This window comes from Desulfosarcina sp. (assembly GCF_041551955.1).
Lineage (GTDB): Bacteria > Desulfobacterota > Desulfobacteria > Desulfobacterales > Desulfosarcinaceae > Desulfosarcina.
Genome location: NZ_JBFELV010000001.1, coordinates 46,681 through 54,467, shown reverse-complemented (window position 1 = coordinate 54,467; position 7,787 = coordinate 46,681). Strand labels below are relative to the sequence as shown.

Here is a 7,787-nt window from a genome sequence, read left to right as displayed (position 1 = left end):
GAAGCGAAGGGTCGAGGACTTGCGTAACGCCTGTGAAAGTGCCGATGACGGCCAAAGGGCGGATATGGCATCACTGGTGGATCAAATGAACGACCTGGACTCGGAGACCATCGTGCGTCAGTTTCTGCGGCCGGCAGCCAATCCCGATATCCCCGATCCCAACCAGGTCCACGAGGACCCGAACACCCCCGAAATGCTCGACCTGACGCCCAGACAGCTGCTGGAACGGGTCACCAGCCTGCACACCGGCTATCGGGTCACCTTGAACCTGACGGACTTGCTTCCCGAGGACGTGGTGGAAATTCTCTACGACTGCGAAGGTCTCATCAGCCGTTTGGAAATTTTCAACCTCAAGGATTACACCACCGGCAAGACCTGCTACATCGAGGAGATCAGCGAACTCCAGCTGGCGCTAAACGAGGGCAATGCCATCAACCTGAAGCGGGTCATCCGGCGAATCATCGGACGGCTGGCCACCGCCAAGCCCTTTTCCGGCAAGACGGAGCGCATCGAGAAGCTGGGCATCATCCTCCACGATATCTCCGCGTTCACGGCCATGTACAGCTCCATGCATCTCAAACCGAGAATCGGCAGCGACTCGACCGGCCACTCTTCACGCATGTACGGCATGGGTCTGGCCATTTTAGAGACACTTCCCCCCAGCGCCCGCCGGTTGTGCAAGCACCGCCAGCACGTGGCGCCGGGGGAGATCCCCTGCGCGCTCGGCGACCCGTCGGAACCGCCCAACCGGGCCATCCGCAGCGTGATTCCTTTCCAGATACCGGTCTACAAGCGGGTCACCTACATCCCCTATCGAAGTCCCAAAGGATCTCAGGGACTTCACCAGCGTCTGATCCAACATCTGCCCTTACTCAAGGTACTCGGCAAAAGCCGTCTGGTCGACTGGCTGGTCCAGACCCACCTCACCCGCATGCAACCTGAGGGGAACATCGTCACCTTAGGGGGTATTGCCGACCGTTCGGATAACGGTCTGCGGCTGGAGTGCAGTCCGGCAGCCGCGCCCAAGCCCACCATTACGCCCTTCTACCTGAACAGTACGGTGAGAAACGGGCTGAAAATACTCATGGGATTCATTCCGGCCTTTCTTAGCTTCTATCTGACCAACTCATGGTGGGTGCTGGCCTACCTGGGGGCGTTCATCTGGTTCGGCATCACGGGGGTCAGAAACATCGTCCAGTCGGTGCTGGGCGGCGGTGGCGTCAGCCGTTCACCGCTGCTGCGCTGGAACGATTACGTCAGTTGGGTGAGGATATCCGATTCACTGCTGTTTACCGGGTTTTCGGTACCGCTGTTGGACTATCTGGTCAAAACCCTTTTTCTGGATCGACTCATGGGCATTACGACGGCGACGAACCCAATGGCCCTCTACACGGTCATGGCCGTGGCCAACGGCATTTATCTGTCCAGCCACAACCTGTTCCGGGGACTGCCCAAAGGCGCCGTGTATGGGAACTTTTTCCGCAGCATCCTCTCCATTCCCATCGCCATCGTACTCAACATGCTCATCGGCAGCCTGCTGGGGATGCTCGGCGTGACGGGTATCGACGGGCATCTGCAAAAATGGGCGGCGGTCATCTCCAAGGGGGCCTCTGACACCGTGGCCGGGGTGATCGAGGGAACCGCGGACCGGTTCAGCAATATTCAGACCCGCTTCCAAGACTATGCGGACACCCTGTCCCAGCTCTTTGACACTTACGGCCGCCTGGAAGCCCAGCTGCCGGAGTTGAATGTATGGGAAACGCTCGATTCCATCGGCAAGGAGCGCATCGATGCCAATGCCGATGCCAAGGACTTGGAAAGACTCATCGTCATCGGGGCACTGGACCTGCTCTATTTCTGGATGTATCAGCCCCGGGCCCGCACGGCCCTCAAGTATCTCTTTAAAACCCTTTCCAATGAAGAAAAGCGAATTCTGGCAGGCTGTCAGACAATCCTTAAGCGCGAACGGGAAATCAGCCAGATGTTCATTGATGGCGTGGTGGGGATAAACTTCTCGAAGGGGCTATCCTTTTACCTGCAGTGCGCACCCGGCTATCTCAAAGCCATGGAGCGGCTTTTTAAACCCATCGCCGGCACCTCCGTCGATTGAAGGCTGCCTATTCCGCCGCCGGCTTTTTAAAGTCAAACAGGTCGGTGCGTTCCCACCGCCAACCTTTATCCCTCATGCATTGGCGGATCAACCGCATCTCGTCGAAGTTGTCATAGGTATCGGGCTCATCGCGAATGCCCTCTCTGACCGATTGCTGGCAATCTTCGTTGTCGATGGTCCACTCCCGCTCACTTTTAGTGGGATGATAGGGTTTGTGGGTGCATGACGCCAAAAACAGTGAAAGTACCAACAACGAAAACGAAAACCATAATCGTCTGTTTTTCATTTACCACGTTCCCGCATGATCAATTCGGGCAGGTTACCCAACTCCCGGTTGCTGATCCGCTTTCCATTCATAAACACCGACGGCGTCCCGCGAACACCGATTTTCTTCCCATTTTCGATGTCTTCCTGGATGATTCGGCGGCTGGATGCAGACTGGCGGTCCTGGTTGAACTGTTCCATGTTCAACCCCATCCCACCGGCGATTTCCAAAATTTTTTCATCGCTGAGCTGCTGGTGATTCTCGAGCAGTTGGCTGTGGAATTCCCAGAATTTTCCCTGGTTGCCCGCAGCCAGCGCCGCCATGGCACCTGGATGGGCGAATTGATGGTTGGAAAGCGGGAAGTGTTTGATTACATAGCTGACGTCATTGGGGAATTTTTCCAGCACCTGCTGGATGTATTGCTCTAAACGAGCACAATACGGTCACTGGTAGTCGTCAAACACCACGAGGGTGACTTTCGCATCCCGGAGCCCCTTGACCGCCCTGCCGGACAGATCGATATCGTAAATGCGGCTGAACCGGATGATGTTGATCCGGGATGGTTCAGCGGCGGTCAGGACCAACCGGTCCGGGTCCTGATAGGCGATCCGGTCGAACTGTTTTTCAACCGGAATGCGGTCCAAAACGACTTGATCGGAGCTCGAATAGATCAGCACCTCCCCGGATGTCAGGACAAAGACCAGTTCTTCGGCCGGATTGGTGGTCACATCCAGAATCGCTGCGTCCATGTCGGTCTTGAGGACGCTTTCGACCTCGAATGTGGCATGCAGCGACGCTGGAAGCAGCATAACCATGAAAAAGAGAGCCAATTTCATTTTTCTTGACATGTAAATCCTCTGGTTGGTGTTGAAAAAGGGGGATACCGGATTGATCGATCGGTCGAGGCCGGCATCAATTGAACCGGAATGATAGGATGTACAATACACCGAAAAAGGGGGCCGGTGCAAGACACAACGCTCCCTTGTCGATGTTTTCGTTGGCAAGTCCCAGAATTTCTACTTCCGTTTTCGAACCTCCGACCCCAGTCTTCGGTCATCCGTCGCCTGATTTCAGGCCCAGGTCCCGGTGATCAGTGCGTTTCAAGCCGTCGATCAATTGTTCGACGGCGTAGTTGTAAATGCGACCGTGATCCTCTCCCTCTAATACGGTCTCCTCCAGCTTCTTGAATTGGGTCAGCCCGTGCAGGGCCCCCCAGAACATGACGGCGTATTTTTTTGGATCCACCGGTCTGAAGATGCCGTCGGAGATACCCGTACGGATAAACCCGGCGATCAGCCGCAGGATGTGGCTGCCTTTTCGGTCGATTTTCTGTTTCAGGTCGCTGCCGAGAATCACCGACGGGGTGGCCAGAAAGTAGTTGATGATGTCGAAATAGTCCTTATGCTCGCTGCTGAAACGCAGGTAGGCCAACCCGGTTTGACGAAGTTTGTCCCCGGGTGCCGTGTGGGCCCGGCCGATGGCGGCGATCTCGCGAAAGAGGATATCCAGGCCCTCCTCCTGAAGCGAGTAGAATATCTCCTCTTTGCTCTGGTAGTAGAAATAAATCGTGCCGATGCCCAGTTCGGCCGTCCGGGCGATCTGATTGATACTGGTGGACTGAATCCCCTTTTTGAACAACAGCCGTCTGGCAGCCGCCAGGATCTGCCGCTTGCGCGCTTCTTTTTCCCGCTCCCTTCTCTCTTTGAGTCCCATAATTATCCTAATGAGGATGAAAACCAATTCATCGTTCGCTCGATACGGTTCAACGCTTCAGTTCCGCCTTGAGCCGGCTGGCCATGCGGCGCTCATAGAATGCCGGCGCCAGCCGACTGATCCAATAGGCCATTTTTCCCATCCCGGTGAGCACCAGCAGGTCTTTTTCTTTCTCCGCACCGCGAAAGATGGCTTCGGCGGCATGCTCCGGGGTGCCCTGCCTGCCGATCCTCGATTGGGGGTGACGGGTGACCGTGCCATCCCCCCCCAACGCCCGATCCTGCAGTCGGGTCTTGATGAAGCCTGGACAGACCACCATGACGTGAACGCCCTGATCCCTGACCTCGCTGCGTAGGGAAGTGAACAGGCCATGCATGGCATGTTTGCTGGCGGCGTAGCCGGTGCGGCCCAAAAGCGGTGCCAGGCCGGCGATACTTTCATTAGAGATGATCAGGCCGCGCCGCTGGATCAGGCTGTGGATGGCCGCCTTGGTGCAGTATAGGGCGCCGAAAAAGTTGACCGCCATGACCTGTTCGTACACCTCGATGCGGGTCTCGGTGAAGGCGCTGCGCTGGGTGATGCCGGCGTTGTTGAACAGCACGTCGATTCCGCCGAAACGGTCGATGACGGACTGTATGGCCGTTTCGCAGTCGGCACGTCGCGTCACATCACAGGGAAGGCCCATGACCCGGCGGCCGGCTTGGCTGAATTGCCGCTCGCAACGGGCCAAACGCGCTTCGTCCATGTCCAGCAGGGCGCAGGTCGCTCCGGCCCGGGCGAATCGTCTGGCCACGGCCAGCCCGATTCCGCTGGCCGCGCCGGTCACGACGATGACCTTGTTGGAAAATTTTCGTCCGGCCACGCATGTCTCCTTTGTTGATTGACGCAGCCCCGCCTGCCAATGCGATCACACCCGGGACGCTTCATGATCCGCCCGCTCAGGGTCAGGCAGCGGGCGACGGGTGAAGATAAACGCCGTGGCCAGACCGGCGATAATATGCCACACCCCCCACCAGGCCACCAGGATGGCCATGCCGCCCAGCCCGTCGAAAAAATTGAAAACCAGCACCAAACCCAGGGCCGAATTCTGAATGCCCACCTCGATGCAGGTGGCGCGTGCGTCGCGTTCATCCAGCCCGGCCAACCGCCCCGACCAGTATCCCAGGTTCAGCGCCAGGGCATTGTGGACAAACACCGCAAACATGACGATGCCCACATAGCTGAGAAAATTGTTCCAGTTGGCCGCCAATGCACCGCCGACAATCAGGATGAAAAAGATCAGCGAAAAGATCTTGAAGGGGCGCCGCACCCGGTCGGCCAGGTTGGGGAAAAAACGGGCCAGCATCTGCCCGATGATCAGCGGTATGCCGAGGATGACGAAAACGGTGATAAACACATCCACGGGACTGAGGCTGACCCGGCGCAGAATGTCGGCCGTGGCCGGATTGAGGCTGCCCCATATGGAAAGGTTGAGCGGGGTCATGACAATCGCCGCCACGGTCGAGATGGCTGTCATGCTGATGGACACCGCGCAGTTGCCCTTGGCCAGGTAGGTCATGATGTTGGACAGATTGCCACCCGGGCAGGCCGCCACCAGAATCATCCCCAAGGCCATGGAGGGATGCGGTTTTAATATCAGGGTCAACAGGAAAGTGAATGCCGGCAGCAGGATGAACTGGGCCATCAAACCGATGCAGGGCGCTTTGGGGGAGACCAAAATGCGCTTGAAGTCGTCGAGTTTCAGGTCCAGGGAAACGCCCAGCATCATCAGGCCGATGGCCGCGTTGATCGCCATGAGCCCCTGGGGATTGAAGTTGAGCCGGACCTGATCGATGGCGAGCGGTTCCATGGGATGTCTCCTTGGTTGTTGTCCGAAGCGAATAACGGAAGCCAGATGACGGATGTCGGAGTTCTGACGTCATTTATTGGGCGAACGGTTATAACCTTTCTGGATAAGCACCTACATCTTTCCCGATCGTGCGGCCGCCCACAACCAGTTGCCCGGTGGATCCACATTGGCATCGGGATCGACGACCACATGAATCACGGCAGGCTTTCCCGAGGCTACTGAGCGTTCCAGGGCCGGCAGGATCTCATGGACAGCCTCCACGTATTCACCGTGGCACCCCATGGCGGTGCCCACCTGGTCGTAGCGGACCGGCGCATGGTCATGGCCGAACCAGGCGGCTTCGCGACCGAACTGGCGCAGTTGGGCGCTCTTTTCCATGCCGTAAGCGCCATCCACGGCCACGAGGATGATAACGGGCAGACGGTTGCGCACGGCGGTTTCCAGTTCCTGGATGTTGAAGCCGAAGGCGCTGTCGCCGGTCACACAGTACACCGGTCTATCCGGACAGGCCAGCTTGGCGCCAATGGCGTATGGCAATCCCGTACCCAGATGCCCGTAGTTCATCGAGTAAATCACCGAACGCGATTTTTTGGCGACATGATAATGCAGGTCCCACAGGGTGGTGTTGCCCCCATCCATCACGAAAATGGCATCGTCGCTGAAAAAATCGTTGCAGGCCTTCAAGATCTGACCGGTCAACATGGGCGTACGCGCCGTGTCGGCCACCGCGTCATCCAAATCCTTTTGAAACTGATCCTGAAGAGCCCTGAGTTCTTTGATTTTAGCATGATGGGGGCGCTTTTCCGTCAGCTTCTGCACTTCATCCAACAGCTGCGCCAACACCAGCTGCGCGTCCCCGATCAGGGCAATATCGGTGGGCCGGTTGAGCCCGATATTGGTGGGCTCGGTGTCGATCTGGATCAGGCGCTGCTTGTCCGGTTCGCCGAACATGGGCGGCTGGCCCCACATATTGAGCTCTCCCAGCCGCGTCCCCACGGCCAGGACCAGATCGGCCTGATTGTTGGCCACGATGCGTGACATGCAAGTGGGATGAAAGCACAGGGGATGATCGTCTGGAATGATGCCGCGGGCCCGGATGGTATGGGTCACCGGGCATCCCAGGTGGTCGGCCAGCCGTTGTACCTGCTCGCCGGCATCGGCACGTTCCGAGCCATTTCCACAGTGAATGTTGATCAGATCGGCGTTTACCAGCATTTCCGCCGCTCGTTGAACGGTCCCGGGGTCTGCCGGCATCCGATCAACCACCCGGTATCGTTGCGGGGCAACGATGGTCACGCCGGCGTCGTCGCCCTTTTGGGAGATGATATCTTCCGGTATGAGGATGTGGGTGGGACCGGGTCTGCCCGACATGGCCGTTCGGAAGGCGTGGCGCACCATATCGGGAATCCGCTTCCAGTGGTCGATTTTCCCGTTCCATTTGACCGCCGGCCTGAACACGTCCAGATGGTTGCTGACCTGCATGCCTCCCTGGTGGACGTATGAATCGGAAATGTCGCTGCGGCGCGTCGTGGTGATGGCCACGACCGGGCTGCCTTCGGCCTGGGCACACATCATGCCGGCCACCAGGTTGGCCGCCCCCGGACCGGCACAGGCCATGACCACCGCCGGCCCTCCGGTCACCCGGGTGTAGGCATCGCAGGCATGGGCGGCGGCCGCTTCATGACGCGGAACCACCAGTCGCATATTCAATTCGTCACCGAGCCGCTCCAGGGCTTCGATCACCATCATGTAGGTGCCGTCGGTGATGGCGTTGATATGACGCACCCCTTCGGCGTGCAGGCACCTTAGTAGCAGTTCCCCTCCGGTTATTTCAGCCATGATCCCTCCAG

At 58.1% G+C, this 7,787-nt stretch carries 7 protein-coding genes and 1 pseudogene; 1 reads left to right on the top strand and 7 read right to left on the bottom strand.

The window, feature by feature from the left end:
• Positions 1-2,110, top strand: a 2,110-nt coding sequence (locus ABYV26_RS00325; protein ID WP_372677047.1) for a hypothetical protein, incomplete at its 5' end; no start/stop codon positions are given.
• Positions 2,111-2,117: 7 nt separating this feature from the next.
• On the opposite strand, the gene ABYV26_RS00320 is transcribed toward ABYV26_RS00325, so the two are convergent.
• The 7 genes and pseudogenes from ABYV26_RS00320 to ABYV26_RS00290 form a co-directional block, all read right to left on the bottom strand.
• Positions 2,118-2,396 (bottom strand): hypothetical protein, encoded by a 279-nt coding sequence (locus ABYV26_RS00320; RefSeq protein ID WP_372677045.1) that lies wholly within the window; start codon positions 2,394-2,396, stop codon positions 2,118-2,120.
• A pseudogene (locus ABYV26_RS00315) lies at positions 2,393-2,806 on the bottom strand (DsbA family protein); the annotation flags it as partial. The pseudogene ABYV26_RS00315 and the gene ABYV26_RS00320, both read right to left, overlap by 4 nt.
• A gap of 12 nt (positions 2,807-2,818) precedes the next feature.
• On the bottom strand, positions 2,819-3,223 hold the full coding sequence (locus tag ABYV26_RS00310; protein ID WP_372677044.1) for a hypothetical protein: 405 nt from the start codon (positions 3,221-3,223) through the stop codon (positions 2,819-2,821).
• Between the two features lie 205 nt (positions 3,224-3,428).
• Positions 3,429-4,088: a TetR/AcrR family transcriptional regulator gene (locus tag ABYV26_RS00305; protein WP_372677042.1), complete on the bottom strand. Its 660-nt coding sequence runs from the start codon at positions 4,086-4,088 to the stop codon at positions 3,429-3,431.
• Between the two features lie 49 nt (positions 4,089-4,137).
• A complete protein-coding gene (locus ABYV26_RS00300) occupies positions 4,138-4,950 on the bottom strand; it encodes an SDR family oxidoreductase (protein ID WP_372677040.1) in 813 nt (270 codons plus the stop codon).
• A 45-nt stretch (positions 4,951-4,995) separates the two neighbouring features.
• On the bottom strand, positions 4,996-5,937 hold the full coding sequence (locus ABYV26_RS00295) for a bile acid:sodium symporter family protein (protein WP_372677038.1): 942 nt from the start codon (positions 5,935-5,937) through the stop codon (positions 4,996-4,998).
• A gap of 111 nt (positions 5,938-6,048) precedes the next feature.
• Positions 6,049-7,776, bottom strand: a complete 1,728-nt coding sequence (locus ABYV26_RS00290; protein WP_372677036.1) for a thiamine pyrophosphate-binding protein — start codon at positions 7,774-7,776, stop codon at positions 6,049-6,051.
• Positions 7,777-7,787: the final 11 nt, after the last annotated feature.

Bases quoted from the DNA above. Each gene is read 5' to 3' on its own strand.
- ABYV26_RS00320 (WP_372677045.1), bottom strand. From the start codon at position 2,396: ATGAAAAACAGACGATTATGGTTTTCGTTTTCGTTGTTGGTACTTTCA.
- ABYV26_RS00310 (WP_372677044.1), bottom strand. From the start codon at position 3,223: ATGTCAAGAAAAATGAAATTGGCTCTCTTTTTCATGGTTATGCTGCTT.
- ABYV26_RS00305 (WP_372677042.1), bottom strand. From the start codon at position 4,088: ATGGGACTCAAAGAGAGAAGGGAGCGGGAAAAAGAAGCGCGCAAGCGG.
- ABYV26_RS00295 (WP_372677038.1), bottom strand. From the start codon at position 5,937: ATGGAACCGCTCGCCATCGATCAGGTCCGGCTCAACTTCAATCCCCAG.
- ABYV26_RS00290 (WP_372677036.1), bottom strand. From the start codon at position 7,776: ATGGCTGAAATAACCGGAGGGGAACTGCTACTAAGGTGCCTGCACGCC.